This is a genomic window from Pseudomonadota bacterium, assembly GCA_013285465.1.
In the GTDB taxonomy this organism is placed as follows: domain Bacteria; phylum Pseudomonadota; class Alphaproteobacteria; order Micavibrionales; family CSBR16-224; genus CSBR16-224.
In genome coordinates this window covers 1,191,607-1,212,224 of the sequence record CP053449.1, presented here as the reverse complement: position 1 = coordinate 1,212,224, position 20,618 = coordinate 1,191,607, and the positions used below count along the sequence as shown (strand labels likewise).

The 20,618-nt window shown below is 52.4% G+C and carries 21 protein-coding genes; 8 read left to right on the top strand and 13 right to left on the bottom strand.

All coding sequences use genetic code 11. The annotated features are described in order from the left end of the window. Window positions 1-27 precede the first annotated feature (27 nt). Window positions 28-1,179, bottom strand: coding sequence for a tRNA 2-thiouridine(34) synthase MnmA (gene mnmA / locus HND56_05900; GenBank protein ID QKK05246.1), 1,152 nt, complete (start codon window positions 1,177-1,179; stop codon window positions 28-30). Between the two features lie 106 nt (window positions 1,180-1,285). Between mnmA and HND56_05895 the strand changes: the two genes are divergently transcribed. Then, window positions 1,286-1,852, top strand: coding sequence for an ankyrin repeat domain-containing protein (locus tag HND56_05895; protein QKK05245.1), 567 nt, complete (start codon window positions 1,286-1,288; stop codon window positions 1,850-1,852). A gap of 17 nt (window positions 1,853-1,869) precedes the next feature. Beyond that, a complete protein-coding gene (locus HND56_05890) occupies window positions 1,870-2,031 on the top strand; it encodes a hypothetical protein (GenBank protein ID QKK05244.1) in 162 nt (53 codons plus the stop codon). Here the strand turns inward: HND56_05890 and HND56_05885 are convergent. From HND56_05885 to HND56_05870, 4 genes are all read right to left on the bottom strand, one after another. Next, window positions 2,028-3,218: an amidohydrolase gene (locus HND56_05885; protein ID QKK06574.1), complete on the bottom strand. Its 1,191-nt coding sequence runs from the start codon at window positions 3,216-3,218 to the stop codon at window positions 2,028-2,030. The two genes, HND56_05890 and HND56_05885, sit on opposite strands and share 4 nt — an antisense overlap. Window positions 3,219-3,463: 245 nt before the next feature. Beyond that, entirely contained in the window at window positions 3,464-3,898 is a 435-nt protein-coding gene (locus HND56_05880; protein QKK05243.1) for a gamma-glutamylcyclotransferase, read from the bottom strand. Continuing rightward, window positions 3,898-5,139: a hypothetical protein gene (locus HND56_05875; GenBank protein QKK05242.1), complete on the bottom strand. Its 1,242-nt coding sequence runs from the start codon at window positions 5,137-5,139 to the stop codon at window positions 3,898-3,900. The genes HND56_05880 and HND56_05875 overlap by 1 nt, the downstream gene beginning before the upstream one ends. 109 nt (window positions 5,140-5,248) lie before the next feature. Continuing rightward, the gene (locus HND56_05870) at window positions 5,249-5,572 is read right to left on the bottom strand and encodes a 2Fe-2S iron-sulfur cluster binding domain-containing protein (protein ID QKK05241.1); all 324 of its coding nucleotides are present in this window, start codon (window positions 5,570-5,572) and stop codon (window positions 5,249-5,251) included. Window positions 5,573-5,716: 144 nt separating this feature from the next. On the opposite strand from HND56_05870, the gene HND56_05865 reads away from it, so the two are divergent. Then, window positions 5,717-7,237 (top strand): ankyrin repeat domain-containing protein, encoded by a 1,521-nt coding sequence (locus HND56_05865; protein ID QKK05240.1) that lies wholly within the window; start codon window positions 5,717-5,719, stop codon window positions 7,235-7,237. A gap of 24 nt (window positions 7,238-7,261) precedes the next feature. On the opposite strand, the gene HND56_05860 is transcribed toward HND56_05865, so the two are convergent. From HND56_05860 to HND56_05850, 3 genes are all read right to left on the bottom strand, one after another. After that, complete coding sequence (locus HND56_05860) at window positions 7,262-8,461, bottom strand: acyltransferase (GenBank protein ID QKK05239.1); 1,200 nt, start codon at window positions 8,459-8,461, stop codon at window positions 7,262-7,264. Window positions 8,462-8,475: 14 nt separating this feature from the next. Continuing rightward, a complete protein-coding gene (locus HND56_05855; protein ID QKK05238.1) occupies window positions 8,476-9,534 on the bottom strand; it encodes a hypothetical protein in 1,059 nt (352 codons plus the stop codon). A gap of 100 nt (window positions 9,535-9,634) precedes the next feature. After that, on the bottom strand, window positions 9,635-9,862 hold the full coding sequence (locus HND56_05850) for a DUF4166 domain-containing protein (protein QKK05237.1): 228 nt from the start codon (window positions 9,860-9,862) through the stop codon (window positions 9,635-9,637). Window positions 9,863-9,869: 7 nt separating this feature from the next. Here HND56_05850 and HND56_05845 point away from each other — a divergent pair, with 7 nt between their 5' ends. Next, a complete protein-coding gene (locus HND56_05845; protein QKK05236.1) occupies window positions 9,870-10,091 on the top strand; it encodes a hypothetical protein in 222 nt (73 codons plus the stop codon). Here HND56_05845 and HND56_05840 read toward each other — a convergent pair. Both HND56_05840 and fumC read right to left on the bottom strand, forming a co-directional pair. Continuing rightward, on the bottom strand, window positions 10,081-10,314 hold the full coding sequence (locus HND56_05840) for a ribbon-helix-helix domain-containing protein (GenBank protein ID QKK05235.1): 234 nt from the start codon (window positions 10,312-10,314) through the stop codon (window positions 10,081-10,083). The two genes, HND56_05845 and HND56_05840, sit on opposite strands and share 11 nt — an antisense overlap. Before the next feature lie 14 nt (window positions 10,315-10,328). Continuing rightward, window positions 10,329-11,747, bottom strand: coding sequence for a class II fumarate hydratase (gene fumC / locus HND56_05835; GenBank protein QKK05234.1), 1,419 nt, complete (start codon window positions 11,745-11,747; stop codon window positions 10,329-10,331). Window positions 11,748-11,897: 150 nt separating this feature from the next. Here fumC and HND56_05830 point away from each other — a divergent pair, with 150 nt between their 5' ends. The 4 genes from HND56_05830 to HND56_05815 are packed head-to-tail and all read left to right on the top strand — an operon-like array spanning window position 11,898 to window position 16,432. Then, window positions 11,898-14,573, top strand: a complete 2,676-nt coding sequence (locus HND56_05830; protein QKK06573.1) for a valine--tRNA ligase — start codon at window positions 11,898-11,900, stop codon at window positions 14,571-14,573. 1 nt (window position 14,574) lies between these two features. Then, window positions 14,575-15,069, top strand: a complete 495-nt coding sequence (locus HND56_05825) for a hypothetical protein (GenBank protein QKK05233.1) — start codon at window positions 14,575-14,577, stop codon at window positions 15,067-15,069. A 7-nt stretch (window positions 15,070-15,076) separates the two neighbouring features. Next, complete coding sequence (locus HND56_05820; GenBank protein QKK06572.1) at window positions 15,077-15,571, top strand: hypothetical protein; 495 nt, start codon at window positions 15,077-15,079, stop codon at window positions 15,569-15,571. A 3-nt stretch (window positions 15,572-15,574) separates the two neighbouring features. Beyond that, on the top strand, window positions 15,575-16,432 hold the full coding sequence (locus tag HND56_05815) for a hypothetical protein (protein ID QKK05232.1): 858 nt from the start codon (window positions 15,575-15,577) through the stop codon (window positions 16,430-16,432). A gap of 50 nt (window positions 16,433-16,482) precedes the next feature. Here HND56_05815 and HND56_05810 read toward each other — a convergent pair whose 3' ends face one another. The 3 genes from HND56_05810 to HND56_05800 all read right to left on the bottom strand — a co-directional run bounded on the left by HND56_05810 (window position 16,483) and on the right by HND56_05800 (window position 20,418). Further along, window positions 16,483-17,445: an electron transfer flavoprotein subunit alpha/FixB family protein gene (locus HND56_05810; protein QKK05231.1), complete on the bottom strand. Its 963-nt coding sequence runs from the start codon at window positions 17,443-17,445 to the stop codon at window positions 16,483-16,485. A gap of 15 nt (window positions 17,446-17,460) precedes the next feature. Next, on the bottom strand, window positions 17,461-18,225 hold the full coding sequence (locus tag HND56_05805) for an electron transfer flavoprotein subunit beta/FixA family protein (GenBank protein QKK05230.1): 765 nt from the start codon (window positions 18,223-18,225) through the stop codon (window positions 17,461-17,463). 417 nt (window positions 18,226-18,642) lie between these two features. After that, a complete protein-coding gene (locus HND56_05800) occupies window positions 18,643-20,418 on the bottom strand; it encodes a bifunctional diguanylate cyclase/phosphodiesterase (GenBank protein QKK05229.1) in 1,776 nt (591 codons plus the stop codon). Window positions 20,419-20,618: the final 200 nt, after the last annotated feature.

The window sequence follows — 20,618 nt, the reverse complement described above, 5'->3', positions numbered from 1 at the left end:
CCCGCTTACTTACATTGCATTTCTGTTTCAGGCCGCCGCGGCCTCTTCTTTACGGCTTGCACCGGAAATCCAGCCGCCGCCAAGCACGCGGGAGCCGTCATAACAAACACATGCCTGTCCCGCCGCAATACCGAATTGCGGCTGATCAAGCACGACAAAATAATGCCCCTCCGCGTCTTTGTAAAGCCGCGCAGATGCCGGCTCTTGCGCCGAGCGTAATTTCACATGGATATCCATACCGTTTTCCAGACCTGCCGTATCAATCAGCCAGTTGGTCTCTCTGATCGCGACGACATCCCGCGCCAGCGCGGCATAGGGGCCTACAATCACTTCATTTTTTTCCGCATTCAGTGCCACCACGTAAACAGGAGCATTATCTTCGATCACGCCGCCGCCGATACCGATACCGCGGCGCTGGCCAATCGTGTAATTGACAATCCCCTGATGATCTCCCAGTACGCGCCCGTCAATATGAACGATTTTTCCGGGCTTTACGGCCTCGGGGCGCAGCTTGGTGACGATTTCGGCATAATTGCCGTCGGGTACAAAGCAGATATCCTGACTGTCGGGTTTGTCCGCCACGATCAAACCGAGACGTTCGGCATGGGCGCGGGTTTCATCCTTTGTCAGCTCCCCCAAAGGAAAGCGCAGGAAATCAAGCTGGTCTTGCGTGGTCGCAAACAGAAAATAGCTTTGATCTTTGCCGCCGTCATCGGCCGCATGCAACTCCGCCTGCCCGTCCGCATTGACCACGCGGCGGATATAATGCCCCGTTGCCATACAATCGGCATTCAGATCACGTGCCGTTGCCAACAAATCACGGAATTTGACGGTCTGGTTACAACGCACGCAAGGAATCGGCGTTTCACCGCGCAAATAGCTGTCGGCAAAGTCGTCCACGACGCTTTGGCGGAATTTGTTTTCGTAGTTCAGGACGTAATGATCAAAGCCGCAGGCTTCGGAGACGCGGCGCGCATCATAGATGTCAATACCGGCGCAGCAGGCGTTCTTTTTCTTCAAAACCTCGCCGTGATCATAGAGTTGCAATGTCACGCCGACGACGTCATAGCCTTGCTCGTGCAACAACGCTGCCGTAACGGAGGAATCCACACCTCCCGACATTGCGACAACCACACGCGTTTCCGCCGGGCTTTTATCAAATCCTAAACTGTTTTTCATCGCAGTTACCATAACCTTTTTATCTTTAAAAGGCAAGAATTTTTCATAGACAAGGTGCAGCAAGTCGGTTATCGTTTTTATTCCATAATAACGGATTAAAAAAGAAATGATTATACCGCCCTATGACACGCCGCAATATAAGCTGTTCTTCCATGCGGAAGACGGTGCGCTTGCCGCTTTACAGCAGCTTATAGCGGATGGCGGGCTGGATATCAACGGTAAAGACGATTACGGCTGGACAGCATTGTCGCTGGCCGCGCGTAGCGGTCATACGGAATGCGTACGATACCTGCTGGAAAACGGCGCCGACCCCGCCCTACCCAATGATGATGACGGCTGGACGCCGTTGATGTTCGCGGCTTATGCCGATGACAGGGATGCAATGGACCTGCTCATCAAAAAAGGCGCGAATATCCATGCCAAAGATACTGAAGACGGGCGTACGGCGCTGATGTGGTGCGCCTTGTGGGGATTTCGCGACGGGATTGAAACATTGATAAATGCCGGTGCGCGTACCGATGATAAAGACAAGCGTGGACAGACCGCCGCCGATCTTGCGGAAAGCCGCAAACATCCGGAACTGTTTTGCGGGCTGGAAAGTCATGCGGAGCGCAAAAGCCGCCAATGTCAAAATTTCCGCCGCTATTTGAAAAACAAACATTTAAAACGGTAAAATAAAGGGCAATCACAATGAGTAAAGAAAAAACTTTAAGACAGCATATTAATGAACTGGCAAATAAAGAAAAAGCTGAAAACGCAAAGCCGCGAGATGGCGATAAAGATGCCAATGGCCGGGTTTACAGCAACAGCTATGGCGGGTTTGTTCCCGGGCTTTACGCGCAAGGACGTTAAGGCGTTGAAGCCGGTTTCGGCTTCACAGGTGGCGCAACGGCGGGAGTGATAACGGGCAATTGTGCCTCGACCAGACCTGTCCAGTATTTCGCACCGGTTTCCAGCACATCATCATTGAAATTGAAATGCGGGCTGTGCAGCTGCATCTTGTTGCTTTCGCCGTCCCACTGCCCCAGCGCGATAAAGGCACCATCCAGCTGTTCGGTGTAATAGGCGAAATCTTCCGCACCCATCGTACGGGTGAATTCCTTGACATTTTCTTCGCCCAGCTGCGCTTTCAGCACATCGCGCACTGCGGCGGTTTCCTCAGGGCTGTTATGCACCGCCGGATAGCCGCGGTTATAAGCGACCTCAACCGTAGCGCCGTACTCCTTTGCCAGCTTTTCGGAAATGTCCTTGATGGCAGCTTCCAATTTGTCCTGATCTTCATCGGTAAAGGTTCGCACCGTACCGCCAAGTTCAAGCGTTTCGGGCATGGCGTTCAATGCCTCGCCGCCGTGGATTTTGGTGACGGCCAGTACGGCGCCCTCATCTCCGGCGATTTCATCTTTTTTATATTTATGCAGTTCCGCAATCAGATCAGCGGCCATCGCGACAATATCAATATTATGCGCGGGATAGGCGGCATGACCGCCCTTGCCTGTGATTTTGACGGTGAAGCGGTCACTATTGGCGGTGATGAAGCCTTCCGCAACGGCCACCTGCCCAGCCGGAAGTGACGGCCAGATATGCAGCCCGTAAATACCGTCGCATTTCACCAGATCAAACAAGCCGTCATCAATCATGGCTTGCGCACCTGCGCCGCCTTCTTCGGCAGGCTGGAAGACAAAATAGACGGTTCCCGTGAAATCCTTGGTTTCGGCAAGATATTTTGCCGCGCCCAGCAGCATTGCCGTATGACCGTCATGGCCGCAGGCATGCGCCTTGCCGTCATTTTGCGAGATGTAGGGAAGATCGGTATTGGCCTCGGTAATGGCCAGCGCATCCATATCCGCGCGCAGGCAAATTGACGGGCTGTTCTCATCCGCATCGGCGCTTTTCAAAATACCGACAACGCCTGTGCCGCCGATGCCGGTATGGGTTTCGATCCCCCATTCTTTCAGCAATGTTGCGACTTTTTCCGCCGTGCGGGTTTCTTCATAGGCGGTTTCGGGGTTTTTGTGGAAATCCTGCCGCCATTCCCGCATCGCGTCAATATCAAGGGCGGGCTTGACCGTATCAACCTGCACAATACTGACGGCGGCGGTGCTGTCTTGTTCCAGAACGGCGGCATCCTGTGCAAAAGCAGGCGGCGCAACAGCCAGAAAAGCGGCTGTTAAAAGACCCGTGATAAAGCGGTGTTTACGCTGTGACATATTTCCATTCCCGATTTGATTTGCGGGAATATATAAACAGAAGACAGCTGCGAATGCAAGTTTTTGCACAGATGCGGTTAGCCCTGTTTGCGGGTTCCGCAGTTTTTCTCTGCGATATGGGTCAGCCAATCACCGCCGTCTATTTTCAGGCAATCGGCAACGCTTTGATTATAGATATAAACCCAGGCATCAATCTCCGGCCGGGTCAGGCGCAGAATTTCGCGGCGGTAATCCGATTGCGCGGGCGCATCACCCGGGCGGATGCCTTCATAAAGATCGGCGGCATGAAGAAAGGACGGTTCGCGGATATGGAACAACTGCCCCTTGACCGTCCCTGCCCCGTCAACCATTGCGGGATAGTTATGACCTGTGCGCATATCTTCAATATCAAAGAGATCACCGCGAAAGAAACAGTCAGAGACAAAGACCAGATGCCGGTCCAGCTCCAATTCGCGGAATTTATCGCATTCCAGCTGTAACGTGCCGTAGAAAACGATGTGCCGGCAGTCCATTAGACCTCGACACGCACGACACGGTTTTGGCCGGGTTTCGGCTTTGCGCCGTCATCATTATTCCACGGATCACGGGAAAACTCGTTAATACGGGACTGAATATGCTCTTTATTGGGAAGCGCGCTTTGCGTATTCGCCGACATATTGGCGGCTTCCTTCTCCGTAATACAGCCTGCCCCTTGCAAAATACCGGGCATCGCCTCCATGATCGTGGACAGATTAAGCAATTCCGTCATTTGCGTGGCGTTATAACCGCGCGACGTGCCCCAACCGGCGTAATTCGTAATCTGATCATCATTCGCCTTATATTCTTCATAGGCGGAATTGATGATATTCGCCGGCGATCCCGCATAGGATTCAAATTTCTCATCACGCGTTTTGCCCAGCATATTGCCCGCCGCATTTTGTATCGTCTCGTCATTACGGATTTGTTTGGCAACATCGGGATAACCTTCTTTCTCCAGCATATCCGCAGCCACATGATACAAATGATTGGCGATTTCTTTGAGACCGTCATGCCGCGGCCGGTGATGGGCGGCAACTTCTTTTCCTTCTTTACCGCCGAACTCGCTTAATCTGTGACTAAAGCTCCAGAAGACGGAGTTTTTGGTCATAACTTCCTCTTGCCGCGCCAGATAATTAACGGTTTGTGCCAGTTTTACGGTATCGACATCTTCGGGCTTCATCGCCTCTTTCTTTTTCTGCTCGGGCGCTTCAGCCCCCGGAGCTATAATCTCGACAAGCGAGAAATGCGGCTCCGACATGCTGGACAGGCCAAGATGTGCGAATTCTTTATCATCACATGGCAGAAACCCGCATTCGCCGTCAAAGCGCTCTTTCAAATGCATATTATAGTCGTTCCATGTTTTGATTTTATCGGCGATCTCCGGTTTTGGCTGTCTTGTCACAAAACGGGAAACAGTGCCGACCCAGGAATTCTGTGTTTGTACGGTTTCGATATCCTGCTGGATGGAGGCCGCCAATTCCGGTGCTTTATCAAGCGCCGTTTCGACGCGCTCGATCGTCTGCAATGTCCGTTCCGCCGCCTGTGCGATCAGCAGCGCGTTTTTCGCCCCTGCCGTCACAATACCGAGATCAAGCGCCAGAAAGCCGCTTGGCTTTTTCTTTTGCTCTTCCGTCAGATTGCCTTTTTCATACATTTCCTGAATGGCATCAACGCCCATGACATCGGCGATCATTTCGCCCATACGTTTTGAAAAGCTTTCACGGATTTCTGTCATATCATCCCCTGATCAAGAATTTAAATCTATCTCATAATATTATGGAATATTTAAGATAGTCTTAATCAGGCGCAGGAAAATCCCGGAGAAAAGAAATGTCGGGGCAAGACTACCACTCACGCGGTGCTTCGGGGAGCGCAACGACCAAGCCGTCCAGCTCGTCCGACATAATAATCTGGCAGCCAAGGCGCGAGGTTTTGGTCAGATCAAAGGCAAGATCCAGCATATCTTCCTCATCCTCTTCAATCTCTTCGAGCTTTTCGAACCAGTCGGGGCTGACACTAACATGGCAGGTGGCGCAAGCAAGGCAGCCGCCGCAGGCACCTTCGATATCCACACCGTGTTTGTGGGAAATCTCCATAACGGATAGACCCAGCGGCGCGTCCACTTCCAAATGGTTCCCGTCTTTTTCGATAAAGGTCATTTTCGGCATGGATATATCCTTTTTATTTTGTTCTATTCTTTTCGTCCGCGTTTATAGCACGGGCTGCCTTTTCAGGCCAAGCAGGAATTTCTCTTGTTATTTTCAGAAAGATTTCCTACCATAACCCGTTATAATTTTACGTGGGAAGGTCTTATGGTTTACAGCCATTACATGGATATGTACGGATATGTTCCGCCACAGCCCGAGCCCGGGCGGGCAACGCCTGAACGCGCCATTTTCTATGACATGATTAAGGGCAATACCTCCTATATCACGCATCTTTTGGACAGCCATGACAATTTAAGCCCCAATATCAGAAATGCCGGCGGTGAAACGCCGCTCTTATTTGCCGTGCGCTATGCTCCGAAAGAGGAAAAACTGAATATTGTCCGCCTGCTCGGCAAACGCCTTGATGTTATGATGAGCATCCCCGATGATCACGGGCGCACCGCCCTGCATGAAGCCGTATTGCAGGACGACCCCGCCGTGGTACGCGAATTGCTGCAATGGCATGCCGATGCCTTTGCCAAAGACAAAAACGGCAAAACCCCGCTTGACCTGATTGCCGGTGCCGATTGCCCGAAACTGAAAGCCGATCTGCTGAAAAACCCGCCCGCCTTCCTGCTGCAGCAAGGCAAGAAAGATGTTTACAATGCGCTGAGAACCGCCGCACATCACGTGGCCTGCACGGATGAAAAGCCGCCGGCACCGACAACGCAGGAAAAACTGATGCGGGAGTTCACCGGCGCCCTTACCAAATACGATCTGCGCGGCGTCAAACGTGTGCTGGATAATCAGGATTTCGACATTCATGGCGAAGATGACCTGCCGCTACGGCAAGCCGCCTTTTTCGGCTATGCCGATATTGTCGACACATTGCTGGAATACGGTGCCGACCCGCGTGTACGGAATAATGAGCCGCTATATCATGCCGTTCGTCAGGAACGGACATTTACAATCAAGAACCTGCTGGCCTGCGGCGCTGACCCCGAAGAACATATGCGTACCTTTCGCAGCTGGAAATTCAGGGATGATCTGGTTCCGAAAATGCTGGAGGATTTCTGCCTGCAAAACCGTTGTGCCGACAGCTATGACCAGGGCAAATATTTCTCCCGCAATGTGAAGCCGCGCTGGGGCGAAAAACGCCGCTTCAAAAAAACGGCTGATGCCGCCATCAAAAAAGGCGACAAGCAACGGCTGAAAGACATCTTTTTCGAGGCCTGCAAGCTGAACCGCCCCTGGACGGTACATAACATCCTGAAAAAAGGCGATATCGAGAATGACGAATTGCTGCAGCAGGGCATCAAACACGCCACGCAATATAACGAGAAAGAGCGCCGCGACTATCGCAACAAGGACATCGTGCATGTATTGCTGGAGCATGGCGCAGACCCGCAAAAAGCCGCCAACGGCTTTTACGACAAGCTGTTTACCGACCGGATGATTTTCAAGAAACAATCCGAATATCGCGACACGCTGGCCATCATGTCACTGATGGAGCAATTCGGCGCGAACCGCAAAAAGGCGGAAGACAAATATTTCAAACGCGACAGCGGCGCGGAAGACGCGAAAAAAGCGACGGATGAAAAAGCCGCCGCACCTGTTGTGAAAAAGGCCGATAAGCCGGAGATTAAAATCGATATCAACCCTTTCCGCCCGAAACCGCCGCAGTAACGACGTGCGCCATACTCCGTAAACCTAGGCTTTTTTGCTTTTCTTCACATCACGCAACAGCAGGAACGGTTTTTCAACGCCGTAATACAATGCCAGCGTTGCACTCAGCGAGATCACCCAGAATATCAGCAGGAGCACGGGAAGACCGACCGCCGGTACGGTCAGCCAGTTAATGCCATAGCCCGCCAACACCACCGCCGTCGCTTTCACCGCCAAAGGCAGCAGTGCAAAATGCAGCAGATACAGGCTGTAGGACAGCGTGCCGATATAAAACAATATGCGGGCGGACAGCAGCTTACAGGCGCGCACGCCCAGCAGGCAGGCCATAACGATACTGCCGAAACACAGCGCCAGATAGCTTTCCATGAAGACTTTGTCAAAAAAGCCGATTTGCCGCAAATGGTCGTCGGATACCAGAAAAGCGGCAATCCCCAGAAACCCGCCCCAGAACAGACATTCCGGCGCAGATGTTTTGCGCAAAGCCTCCAGATGCGGCTTATTGCGATAAACGAGTGCGCACAGGATACCGACCAGCAGACCGTCCAGCGTTACATGAAACGGGCTGCGCAACATCGTAAAAAAACCGGGATAATCGTTGATTTCAGGATGCATCAGCACGGTCACCCAGCGTATCAGCGGCAGCAGCGCAATCATCAGCGCCATGACCGTATAATGAATGCGCACCTTGTCAGTTTTCAGCAGCGCCATCAGAAAAAACGGGCACAGGAAATAGAATTTTTCCTCTACTCCCAGACTCCAGAACACCACCAGCAGATTGGAGCCGGTATAATCCTGCAGCAGAAAGAGGTGTTTTATAACATTACCCGCAGTGATGTCCCCCGCAGGCGGCACATATCCGGGAAATACGCCCAACACCACCAAAAACAGCACGGTATAATAGGCCGGCAGAATTCTGAGCAAACGGCGGAAGATATAATCACGCCAATGCATGGACGTGTTTTTTTCCAGATAGCGGTTGCAAATATGATAGCTAATCAGAAAGCCGCTGAGGATAAAGAAAAGATCAACACCGATCCAGCCATTCATCATCGGAAAAGCCGCATCCCAGCCGCCAACGGGCAGAAGCGCACCTTCTTGCGGCATAAACGGCAGCGTCGCGTGACGGAACACGACCAGAATGACGGCAAATGCCCGCAGCCCGTCCAGCGGCGCAATCGCCTTTTCAGAACGCCGTATGGAAAAATAGTCGCCAAAACCTGCCATACGCTTTTTTATTCCTAATCTATATTATAGGGGCGCGCGGCCTTGCCTGATGCGACTGCCTTTTTCTTGCGCGTCTTCCAGATCATGGAATCCGCGATATAATGGTGATAATTGATCGTCTGATACAGTATCAGCATCGCGAGAACTTCCGTCCCCGGTGCCAGCCGCACCGTAATCAGCTTGAAGGTTCCGTAAATCAGGGTCGTAATCACCATGCAGACCGTAAAATACAGCCAGACATTTTGCGGCTGACTGATCGTTGACAAAAACTTGGCCTTTGGATCCACACCGTCTTTGAATTTGCGCTGGTTATACAGCCAGACAAAGGCGATATATTGTGCGTTATGCCAGATATTTACCACCAGCCAGCCCATGCTTAAATCCGGAATCACATAATAGCTGATGAAGAAAATCGCAAAATGCGATGCCAGATAGGCATGATAAAATTTGGCAAATTGCTTATGTTTGAGGTCATGCACCATCGACCATATCCAATAACATATCGCCGCACCGGCATAAGCCATGAACGCGTAATAGACGATATCGCCGACCGGAAGCATCATCATCGGCACCGACCAATAAGCATCCCAGCCCTGCCATGAACGGTGGATCAAGCCAAAGATCGGAACGCTCCAAAACACGATTTCCGCAATTTTAGGGTGATGCATCGGCTGTTTGGCCGCCTGCCTGCGATAGGCGCAGGCTATTCCCCAGCTTTGCCGCGTATAGTGAAACCATTGCCAGTGGAAGAACACCGTTATAAGCGCCGCCACACCGACCGTAAAGCCCAGCCCCGCGGTAAAAATCAGTACAATCGCCGGTATCGTCGTCAGAAGATGGATATATTCTTTGGCGCTGCTCTTGTCAAAGACCAGCCGCGTATAGGTCGCAATCACATGGTGATAGCCTAAGAACCAGACATTCATGAAGAAAATAGGTTCCGCGCTTTGCGGAAAAAGATAGGCCGTGACACCGACAATAATCGCCACCGCAGCAATCAGGCCGATAAAATTGACATCAAACCAGCGGCTTTTCAACCAGCCGGACGGCGCCGGTGCTGCTACAGTACTCATTTTCCATTCCCCATCGTCTTTTCCCATTATTATAACAGGCAATTGTTAAAATCATCCCATAGTTAAATCAACCGTGTCAATAAACCGCGCCGCCCCCTGCTCAGTTTTCAGCCTGCTCCACAATTTTAAAACGGCCTTTATATTCATAGATCTTCCCCCACCACGGATGCGTGATATTTACAATCATATCAAATCTTTCATCATCCACAGCAATCTCTTCCGCATAGCCTTTCCCCATCAGCATGGTCAGCGGAACGGGAATGAAGTGGCCAAACAGCCGTAAATACATTGCCCGCGTCACCATAGCGCGCCATGAATTTGAGGGCATCTTTCCCGTGATAAAAACCCTGTTGATTGATCTCTTTGACAAGCGGGTCATTGGCGGCTTCGCGGGCATTGATCAAATGAAGAGCACCGTAATCCTTTTTGATCCGCAAGGCATGCGCCGCCGATGTGCACATCGGGCATTCACCGTCATAGACAAACCACACGCCCTCTTTTTCAGCCAAATTACTCATGCGGTTTCCTCACTTCATATCGCGCCGCCTACCGCGTGACGCGTTTGAGGATATAAACGCGCAAGGCCGCCGACAGGGTGCATTTGCCTTTATTGGCGTCGTCAACGGCGGTAATCAGGGCGCTGACGGACATATCATCCCGCGCGGCGATTTGGTCGAGGATTTCCCAAAAGGCGAATTCCATCGTGACGCTGGTCGGATGCCCCGCCACGGCGACGGAGCGTTTTACGACTTTGCAGGGCGAGATTTTGTTTCCCGTCATTTTCCCATCCAGTATTATTTACGCGGTGCAACCATATCTTCAGGGCGGACATATTCATCGAATTGTTCCGCTGTCAGCAGGTCAAGCGCCAGCGCCGCCTCTTTCAAGGTTGTTCCCTCCTGATGCGCCTTTTTGGCGATTTTTGCCGCATTATCATAGCCGATATGCGGGTTCAGCGCCGTGACCAGCATCAGGCTTTGCTGCATCAGTTCGGTAATCCGTTTCTGATTGGCCTCAATCCCGACAACGCATTTATCGGCAAAGCTGTGCGCGGAATCTGCCAGCAGGCGGATGGATTGCAGCAAATTATAGATCATCACCGGCTTAAAGACATTCAGCTCGAAATGACCGTTTGAGCCCGCAATGGTGATTGTGGTGTTGTTGCCCATCACCTGCGCGGCGACCATCGTCAGCGCCTCGCATTGCGTCGGATTGACCTTGCCCGGCATGATGGAGGAGCCGGGCTCGTTTTCCGGCAGCAGAATTTCACCGATACCCGAACGCGGACCGGAGCCGAGCAGACGGATGTCATTGGCAATTTTCATCAGCGAACAAGCCAGCGTATTCAGCGCGCCCGACGCCTCGACCACCGCATCATGCGCGGCAAGCGCCTCGAATTTGTTTTCCGCCGTGACAAAGGAAAGCCCTGTGATCTCGGAGACTTTTTTGGCAAACAGCTCGGCAAAGCCGATTTTACAGTTCAGTCCTGTACCAACGGCCGTACCGCCCTGCGCCAGTTCAGACAGGCGCGGCAGTGTTGTTTTGACGCGTTCGATACCATAGGCGATTTGCGCGGCATAGCCGGAAAATTCCTGCCCCAGTGTCACAGGCGTGGCATCCTGCAAATGGGTGCGGCCGATTTTGATGATGTCTTTAAAGGCCGTTGCCTTGCCGTCCAGCACTTTGTGCAGATGCGCCAGTGCGGGCAGCATATTGTTGTTGATTTCCTCCACAGCAGCAATATGCATCACGGCGGGAAATGTATCATTGGAGGACTGGCCGCGGTTGCAATGGTCATTCGGATGGACGGGGGTTTTACTGCCGATTTTGCCGCCCAGCATTTCAATGGCGCGGTTGGCGATGACTTCATTGGCATTCATATTGGTTTGCGTGCCTGAGCCTGTCTGCCAGACAACCAGCGGGAAATGGTCGTTCAATCCGCCCGAAATCACTTCATCGGCGGCTTTGACGATTGCCTCGCCGATATTTTTTTCCAGCTCTCCGAGTTCCATATTGGTCAGGGCGGCAGCTTTTTTCTGAATGCCGAGGGCGCGGATGAGCGGCGCGGGCATGGTTTCGCCGCCGATTTCGAAATTCTCGCGCGAGCGCTGCGTCTGTGCGCCCCAGTATTTGTCTGCGGGAACGGCGATCTCTCCCATCGAGTCGCTTTCCATCCGTACTGTTGCGCTGCCGTTTTCCGTGTTCTTTTGCATGATTTGCCCCATCCTTGGCTGCCTTTCGTTTATTTCTTCAAGCTTTTGCCCGCTATTCTTGCCAAAAAACCTTTATTACGCAAGGAAAATAGGGCATATTTCATATCGTATCAAAGGCACAAACACAAAATAATGGGACAGACAAAAACAATGCTGGATAAAACATTCGAACCGAAATCCGTTGAAGATAAACATTACAAACGCTGGGAAGACAGCGGTGTGTTTGCGGCGAATGTGGATAGCAACCGCACGGCCTATACCATTCCGATGCCGCCGCCGAACGTGACCGGCAGTCTGCATATGGGCCATGCTTTGACCATGACCTTGCAGGACATTCTGACGCGTTACCGCCGTATGCGCGGCGATGACACGCTGTGGCAGCCGGGCACCGACCATGCCGGTATCGCCACGCAAATGGTTGTCGAGCGTGAATTGAACAAAGAAGGTATTAAACGTCAGGAGTTGGGACGCGAGAAATTCCTTGAAAAAGTCTGGGAATGGAAGGAGCAATCCGGCAATACCATCACCACGCAGCTGCGCCGTCTTGGTGCCTCCCCCGATTGGGAGCGCGAGCGCTTTACGATGGATGACGGGCTGTCCGATGCCGTAAAAAAGGTGTTTGTCCAGCTGTATAAAGAAGGTTTGATCTACAAGGATAAGCGCCTTGTGAACTGGGATCCGAAGCTGCACACCGCCGTTTCCGATCTGGAAGTCAGCATGCTGGAGAAACAGGGTCATATGTGGAATTTGAAATATCCACTGACAGATGACCCGTCAAAATTTATCGAGGTCGGCACGACCCGCCCTGAAACCATGCTGGGCGATAGCGCCGTTGCCGTTCACCCCGAAGATGAACGCTATAAGGATTTGATCGGCAAAACCGTGACCCTGCCGCTTGTCGGACGCGAGATTCCGATTGTCGCCGATGATTATGCCGACCCCGAACAGGGTACCGGTGCGGTGAAGATTACCCCCGCCCATGATTTCAATGATTTTGAAGTCGGGCGGCGGCATGATCTGGAGCTGATCAATATTCTGGATGCCGATGCGAAAATCAATGAAAACGCGCCTGCGGAATATCAGGGCATGGATCGCTTTGACGCCCGCAAGAAAATCATCGAAGAATTCGAGAAGCTCGGGTTGTTGGGCGAAATTACCGAGATTACCCATTCCGTCCCCTATGACGAGAAAAGCAAGCAAACGGTCTTGGAGCCGTGGCTGACCGATCAATGGTATTGTGATGCCGCCACGCTCGCCAAACCCGCGATTGAAGCCGTTGAAGACGGACGCACGGAATTTGTGCCGAAAAACTGGGAAAAAACCTATTTTGAATGGATGCGCAATATCCAGCCCTGGTGTATTTCGCGCCAGCTGTGGTGGGGACACCGGATTCCGGCGTGGTATGCGGATGACGGACAGGTTTTCGTTGCCGAGGACGAGGAAGATGCCTATGCACAGGCGCGCAAACATTACGGCAAGGATGATGTGACGCTGACGCAGGATGAAGACGTACTGGATACGTGGTTTTCTTCCGCTCTGTGGCCCTTCTCTACCCTTGGCTGGCCGGAACAGACGAAAGAGCTGGGGCGTTACTATCCCGCCGATACGCTGATTACAGGTTTTGACATCATCTTCTTCTGGGTTGCCCGTATGATGATGATGGGGCTGCATTTCATGGGAGATGTTCCCTTCCGCAAAGTTTATATTCATGCCCTCGTCCGTGACGAACACGGGCAGAAAATGTCAAAAACCAAGGGCAATATCGTTGACCCGCTGGATGTGATTGACGAATACGGCGCGGATGCGCTGCGCTTTACCCTCACCGCGCTGGCCGCGCAGGGGCGCGATATCAAACTGGCACCGGGTCGCGTGGAAGGTTACCGCAACTTTGCCACAAAGCTGTGGAATGTCGCCCGTTACTGTGAAATGAATGATTGTAAACCCGTTGCGGATTTTGATCCGGCAAAGGTCAGCCATGCCGTCAATCGCTGGATTGTCAGCGAGCTTGCCTTGCTGAGCCAAAAAACCGCCGAAGCGCTGGATGCCTATAAATTCAACGAAGCGGCCAACCATCTGTATCATTTCGCATGGGGCACTTTCTGTGACTGGTATGTGGAAATGTCGAAACCGCTGCTGCAAGGCGATGACGAGGCCGCAAAAGCCGAAACCCGCGCCACTGCCGCATGGGTGTTTGACCAGCTGATTTTGATGCTGAACCCCGTGATGCCCTTTATTTCCGAAGAACTGCACGCGCATCTGCACGGCAAAAACCCCGATGCAACGGATAAGCAGGAATGGTTGCTGACGGCATCATGGCCGGAATTTGACGACAGCGCGATCGACCGCAAGGCGATTGACGATATGGATTGGGTGATCCGTTTGATTACCACCGTCCGCCGTGTGCGCGGTGATATGAATGTGCCGCCGGGGGCGTTTATCCATATGCTGCTGCGCGGAGCATCTGACGAAAACTTGAAGCGTCTGGACGCGCATCTGGACATCATCAAGCGTTTGGCGCGTCTGGAAAGCATTACGCCACATGACGGTGACGCGCCGCAAGGCAGCATTCAGGATGTGGTGGATGAAGCGACCATCATTCTGCCGCTGGCCGATGTGATTGATATGGATCAGGAGCGCGCACGCCTCAAGAAAGAGATTGAGAAAGTCGAAGCAGAGATCGGGAAAATAAAGAAAAAACTCTCGAACGAAAACTTTCTTCAGAAAGCGCCGGAAGAAGTCGTTGCCGAGCAAAAATCCCGCCAAGCCGAGGCCGAAGATGCGCATGAAAAGCTGATGCTGGCCCTGAAACAATTAGGAGCAGCATAACATGAAACATTTTTTGACCTTTTCCGCCGCAGTTGTTCTGGCGGTTTTGACAGCCTCCCCCGTACAGGCGGCAGACGGCATTAAACTGTCGGATATTATCTGGAAGAAACGCACAGCCGAAAACACAACGGAAGCCGTGCTGGAGCGCGTCTTTACCGAGGCGGAAAAAGTGCTGATCGGCGATTATTACAAAGCCCGCCGCAGCACCGACAGCGAAAAACACGGCAAAGGAAACGGCAAGGGGAAGAAAAACGGCAAATCCATGCCGCCCGGCCTTGCGAAAAAAGACAAGCTTCCGCCCGGGCTGGCGATGCAACTTGAGAAAAACGGCAAATTGCCGCCGGGGCTGGAAAAACGCGACCTGCCCGATGATCTTGAAAGCCGCCTCCCCCTGCGCAAGGGTTTGAAGCGTATTCTGGCCGGTGATGATGTTGTGCTGGTTGATGCGGCCACGGATATTATCCTTGATGTTCTGGAAGGCGTTGCGGGGCAATAAAGTGAGCATGATCCACGTTAAAGCCCCCGAAGATTACAGTGCGCATCTCTCCGCTGATCGTCCTGCGGTGTTTCTGGGCGGTTCCATCGAAATGGGCAAGGCCGAACGCTGGCAGGATGAAATGGCCGCCGCCATGCAGGGCGAGAATGTGCTGCTGCTGAACCCGCGCCGCAAAGGCTGGGATGCCAGCTGGGAACAGACAATCGACAACCCGCATTTCCGCGAGCAAGTGGAATGGGAGCTGCAGGCATTGGAACATGCCGATCTGATCCTGCTCTATCTACAGCCCGATACGAAATCGCCGATTTCCCTGCTGGAATTCGGCCTTTATGCGAAAAGCGCCCCTGAAAAACTGCTGGTTTGCTGCCCTGACGGCTTTTGGCGCAAGGGCAATGTCGATATTACCGGCGCGCGTTACGGCGTGCGCCAAGTGCCGGACAAAGTCGCGCTGATTGAAGCGGTGCGCGTTTTTGTTCAAACCGGACGGCTTGATGCGGCGTGAATCATGAGCCGCGTCAAAGAAATCAAGCGAATAGAAAACGCCATTGAAACCCGAGACGCTGACGAGCTTCAATGGGCAGAATCTTATATAGCTATGCGCATGGACAGCATCTATACAAGCAGCTCTAAAAAAATGGCCAAGCGGGGGCAGAAATCTTGGCAAGAGTTGCTGGACGACGTTCAATCCGCTATTACATCTATATCCCTTGACAAAAACTTATTTGAGCAATGGATTGTATCGCTCTTTGATCATCCCGAGGAAGATGGTGATTGGCGCTTTGCAATCGACCAAGAACCTCTGGATATTCCCGAGAAACTAATACCGGAATTTATTATAAAGCTTAATCACGAACTACCGGAAATTACCAAATACTACACAGACTGGCAGTTAGGTATGGGCTTAGATTACATTTATAGCCCATCATGCTCGAATATTGCGTATGCCATAGAGGTCAGCGAAGCCCCTGTAAAAACAAGATTACAAGCCATAAAGTCTATGAAATATCTTTATAGAGACTGCCTAGAACTGCGTTGCCAACCTGTTCTGGGGTATTTATCGGAGACAGGTAACAAACTAAATGATTTCTGCTATATGTGGTGGGATGTAACAACACTGAGCTATTATCCAGCAGATGACCCAAACCGAGAAATCTTTTATCCCGCCGTTACAGATGTGATGGAATATGCCCTAACCTTAAATAATATTGCCTGCATAGAGAGCGGCTTGCACGGCTTAGGACATGCGGTCTATAACTGGCCACACGCCGCCGAGATCATTGAGAACTTTATCAAAAGAGCAGGAAATATTGACCCGCGAGTCATGCGCTACGCCGAAATGGCAAAAACCGGATATATCAACTAATCACAAGGGACAATAAAACCCCTTGCCCTCACGCCCCCCTTCCAAACAAATCACGCGGTTTTTTGCAGGCCGTTGGTGCCGTCGAGGACTTTCATCAGCTCGGGGAGGATTTCCTGTAGGTCACCGACAAGGCCGATATCGGCGATTTTGAAAATCGGCGCTTCGGCGTCTTTGTTGATGGCGATAATGACTTTGGAATCCTTCATGCCTGCCAGATGCTGGATTGCACCGGAAATACCGATGGCGATATAAATCTCGGGCGCAACCTGTTTGCCTGTTTGACCGACCTGATAATCATTCGGTACCCAGCCCGCATCGACCGCGGCGCGTGATGCACCGATTGCCGCGCCCAGCTTATCCGCCAGCGGCGGGATCAGGCGTTCGAATTCTTCCTGACTGCCAAGACCGCGCCCGCCGGAGACAACGATGCGGGCATCGCCCAGCTCGGGACGTTCGGAGACCGTCAGTTCACGCGTGACAAAACCTGTCAGACCGCTTTCCGCCGCGCCTGCGGCATCTTCCACTGCGGCGCTGCCGCCTTCCTCTGCGGCGGCCTCAAAGCCTGTGGTACGCACGGTCAGAATTTTCAGTGCCTCACCCGTTTGCACGGTGGCAAGCGCGTTCCCCGCATAGATCGGGCGCACGAAGGTATCGGCGCTGACGATGTCGGAAATGTCGGAGATCATCTGCGTGTCCAGCAAAGCCGCCGCACGCGGCAGCAGGTTTTTGCCGAAGGTCGTCGCCGCCGCCAGAATATGGCTGTAGCCGCCCGCAAGCGCGACAATCAGCGGCGCGATATTTTCCGCCAGCTGGTGTTCCAGCGAGGCATCATCGGCTTTCAGCACTTTGGCAACGCCTGCGATTTTCGCCGCCGCATCCGCCGCCGCACCGCAATCCTTGCCCGCAACCAGCACATGCACATCACCGCCCAGCTTTGCTGCTGCCGTGACCGTGTGCAGGGTCGCGCTTTTTACTGTTTGGTTATCATGTTCCGCAATAACGAGAATGCTCATTTTCTTCTATCTCCTTTAACCCGCAAGGCGGTTTCCAACTTTTTCCATCATCTGTCCGACCAGTTCGGCGGCAGAGCCTTCCAGCAGATCACCGCCTGTACGCTGCGGCGGTTCGGTGACTTTCAGAACCGTCACGCGCGGCGTTAAATCAACGCCCAGATCGCTTACGGCGATTTTATCCAGCGGCTTTTTCTTGGCCTGCATGATATTGGGGAGTTTGACGTAGCGCGGCTCGTTCAAGCGCAGATCCGTTGTGACAACCGCCGGCAGTTTGACCGACAGGGTTTCCAGACCGCCGTCAACCTCGCGCGTGACTTTCAGCGCATCACCGTCTTTTTCAACAGCAGAGGCGAATGTACCCTGCCCCCATCCCAGCAATGCGGCCAGCATTTGGCCCGTCTGGTTGTTATCACCGTCAATCGACTGTTTGCCGAGGATGACCGTATCAATGGAGTCTTTTTCAACAAGGGCTTTCAGAATTTTGGCAACAGCCAGCGGCTCCGCCTCCTGCCCGCCTGTTTCCACCAGAATGGCGCGGTCCGCGCCGATGGCCAGTGCCTTGCGCAGGGTTTCCTCGCATTTCGGCTCCCCGATGCTGACGACCACGATTTCCGTTGCGATACCTTTTTCCTTCATGCGCACGGCTTCTTCCACCGCGATTTCGCAGAACGGGTTAATGTCCATTTTGACATTGGTCAGCTCAACGCCGGTTTGGTCGCTTTTGACGCGGGGTTTCACATAGGCGTCAATGACGCGTTTTACGGGGACGAGTAGTTTCATGAAGCTTGCCTCTTCCTGTCAGTTTTGCTATTCCTGTTTTCTTCCTTCAGAACTCCCGCAAATCTAGCAAATTTGCGGGGGCAGGCAAAGAAAAAAAGCCCCGGTAATGAAACATTACCGGGGCAGACAGATACATCGAAGCGAAGTACTTGGGAGACGCTAGCAGATAAATCCACTAGCGAATCGAGTTTGCATCGCCAAAATGAAAATGTCCAGCCCTAAAAAGCAAAAAATATGGATTCACTTCTTTCTCTTTAAAATCAATAGCTTACAATATCACTTCTTAGAGATAATTTTGAGAAAAAACACTGTCATAATCTTTTCCGCAGAAAAAAGAGGGGTTTTGGCATGCGAATCACTTAAAATGATTCAACATTCAGGCCAATCCTATTGAGTTTTATTGATTTTATGCGCTGCTTATCCTGCTCCGGCTGATGAGGGTTGTTCCCGCTTTTTCTCCCCCGCCTGCAAGGCGCGGACATTCTCCGGTAAACGCGCATGATCATCCTGCCCCAGCCAAAGCCTCTCGACAGAGGGGAAGCCGTAGGCATAGCCCTGAATATAGGTGATGCCGTCTTTTTGCAGCATTTCGACCTCTTGTGCCGTTTCCGCCCCTTCACCGACGGTTTCCACGCTGCACCCCTCAGCCAGCTTTTGCAATGTTTGTACAAAAAGACGGTTATCGTAAGTCGTCGCCATGCGGCGGACAAATGATTTATCTATTTTCACAATATCGACGCCCAACTCCTTGATTTGACGGAAAGAAGTGTTCCCCGTACCAAAATCATCCAACGCGACGCGCGCGCCCAGCGCCTGTAATGTGCGGACGAAAGAACGGGCGCGGCTCATATCACTCAGCGCCACTGTTTCGGTAATTTCCACGATCAGGCGTTCGGCGATTTCCGGCGTTTCCCTGAGCGTTTTCAGCAGATAGCGCAGCCATGTCGGCTCGTCCAGTGTCCATGCCGAGATATTGATCGACAGGGTCAGATCCGGATAGGTTTTCAATTCCTCCAGCGCCATTTTCGAAATGCACTGATCGACCAGACGCGCAATCCCCATCTGTTCCACAACCGGCATGAATTCCCCTGCCGCCACCAGCTTGCCGTCGGCATCTACCATCCGCACCAGCGTTTCATAGAATTTCACCTGTCCGGTTTTCGCGGCGATAATCGGCTGGAAAGCCAGCACAAGGCGGTTACCGCCCAGCGCCGTCAGCAGCGTATCGCTTGTTTTCAGCCATGTGCGGAACTGTTCGCGTTGCTTGTCATTGACGATATAGCTCATATAACGACCGCGGCCGCCGCGTTTTGCCTCTTGCAATGCGGTTTCCGCCTGCACCATCAAATCTTTGGCCCGCGTCAAATCTTCTGCGTCGTTATAAGCTGCGCCCCCGGCCGAGATCGTGACATGCACACGCCCCTCCGCCGTTTCGACCGGAATACTGCGGAAAGATGCCAAAAGCTGTGCCACAATTGATGACACCTGTTCGGCATTCGCACAAGGCAAGGCCACACCGAAAATATCACCGGAGACACGCGCCAATATGCGCCGCCCTTTAAAGAAGCTGCCCAGCCGTTCCGCAACACCGCGAATGATCTCATCCGTGACATGTGCGCCGAATGCCTCGTTATACATGGCCAGACGGTCAATACCGATTGCCAGCACATGGCCTGCGGCGTCTTTCCCTGCTGCTGCGGCATCGGCGCTTTCTGCCGTGATGCGGTGCAGAAACCATTGACGCATATACAGCCCGGTCAGCTTATCCTTTTCAAAGCTTTCGACCTGTTTATGCGGTTGAATACGACCGTAAATATAGCAGCCGCCATCCCCGTCACGCGCAGATGTTGCGGTTTCGCGCACTTCAAAAACACGGCCATCCGCCGCGTTGACGCGATAGGACATATCACGCTTCGTGCCCGGCTCCGCCTGTGACAATTCATGGATAAAAGCCTGCCGTCCTGCGGCATCCTGCGGGTTCAGCTGTTTTTGGAAAGCATTCATATCGGCAATGCCGTCAGCAAAGCGGAAATCTTTACATTCACTGCTGATCCAGGAAAGGCTGTCCTGTTTTGCGTCCCAGTGATAAGCGGCCTCCCCCATATCGCGCAGAAATTTTTGAATCGTTTCATAATCTAAGGTTGTTTTCTTTGCCTGATCGGTGGCGTTCTTGTCTTTGTCGTCCTCGAACATGCCGCTCTCCCCTTTTGCAGTCTTTTTTTTATTATTGTCCGGAAACCGCAGCTTTGGCTGAATAACGACTGTCACCCGCTTTTTTCGCGCAATTTCGCACCGTCTTTAACAATGATATATGACAAATGTTACCAATTTATGAAAATTTACATAAAATTTTATACAAATTTGCATAATTATTGACATATCTCATATTTTCG

Coding starts and splice junctions, on each gene's coding strand:
- HND56_05865 (QKK05240.1), top strand. CDS start 5,717: ATGGTTTACAGCCATTACATGGATATGTACGGATATGTTCCGCCACAG.
- HND56_05805 (QKK05230.1), bottom strand. CDS start 18,225: ATGAAACTACTCGTCCCCGTAAAACGCGTCATTGACGCCTATGTGAAA.
- HND56_05855 (QKK05238.1), bottom strand. CDS start 9,534: ATGAGTACTGTAGCAGCACCGGCGCCGTCCGGCTGGTTGAAAAGCCGC.
- HND56_05800 (QKK05229.1), bottom strand. CDS start 20,418: ATGTTCGAGGACGACAAAGACAAGAACGCCACCGATCAGGCAAAGAAA.
- HND56_05890 (QKK05244.1), top strand. CDS start 1,870: ATGAGTAAAGAAAAAACTTTAAGACAGCATATTAATGAACTGGCAAAT.
- HND56_05825 (QKK05233.1), top strand. CDS start 14,575: ATGAAACATTTTTTGACCTTTTCCGCCGCAGTTGTTCTGGCGGTTTTG.
- HND56_05885 (QKK06574.1), bottom strand. CDS start 3,218: ATGCGGGAATGGCGGCAGGATTTCCACAAAAACCCCGAAACCGCCTAT.
- fumC (QKK05234.1), bottom strand. CDS start 11,747: ATGCAAAAGAACACGGAAAACGGCAGCGCAACAGTACGGATGGAAAGC.
- HND56_05870 (QKK05241.1), bottom strand. CDS start 5,572: ATGCCGAAAATGACCTTTATCGAAAAAGACGGGAACCATTTGGAAGTG.
- HND56_05820 (QKK06572.1), top strand. CDS start 15,077: ATGATCCACGTTAAAGCCCCCGAAGATTACAGTGCGCATCTCTCCGCT.
- HND56_05840 (QKK05235.1), bottom strand. CDS start 10,314: ATGACGGGAAACAAAATCTCGCCCTGCAAAGTCGTAAAACGCTCCGTC.
- HND56_05850 (QKK05237.1), bottom strand. CDS start 9,862: ATGCCCTCAAATTCATGGCGCGCTATGGTGACGCGGGCAATGTATTTA.
- HND56_05810 (QKK05231.1), bottom strand. CDS start 17,445: ATGAGCATTCTCGTTATTGCGGAACATGATAACCAAACAGTAAAAAGC.
- mnmA (QKK05246.1), bottom strand. CDS start 1,179: ATGAAAAACAGTTTAGGATTTGATAAAAGCCCGGCGGAAACGCGTGTG.
- HND56_05830 (QKK06573.1), top strand. CDS start 11,898: ATGCTGGATAAAACATTCGAACCGAAATCCGTTGAAGATAAACATTAC.
- HND56_05860 (QKK05239.1), bottom strand. CDS start 8,461: ATGGCAGGTTTTGGCGACTATTTTTCCATACGGCGTTCTGAAAAGGCG.
- HND56_05875 (QKK05242.1), bottom strand. CDS start 5,139: ATGACAGAAATCCGTGAAAGCTTTTCAAAACGTATGGGCGAAATGATC.
- HND56_05815 (QKK05232.1), top strand. CDS start 15,575: ATGAGCCGCGTCAAAGAAATCAAGCGAATAGAAAACGCCATTGAAACC.
- HND56_05895 (QKK05245.1), top strand. CDS start 1,286: ATGATTATACCGCCCTATGACACGCCGCAATATAAGCTGTTCTTCCAT.
- HND56_05880 (QKK05243.1), bottom strand. CDS start 3,898: ATGGACTGCCGGCACATCGTTTTCTACGGCACGTTACAGCTGGAATGC.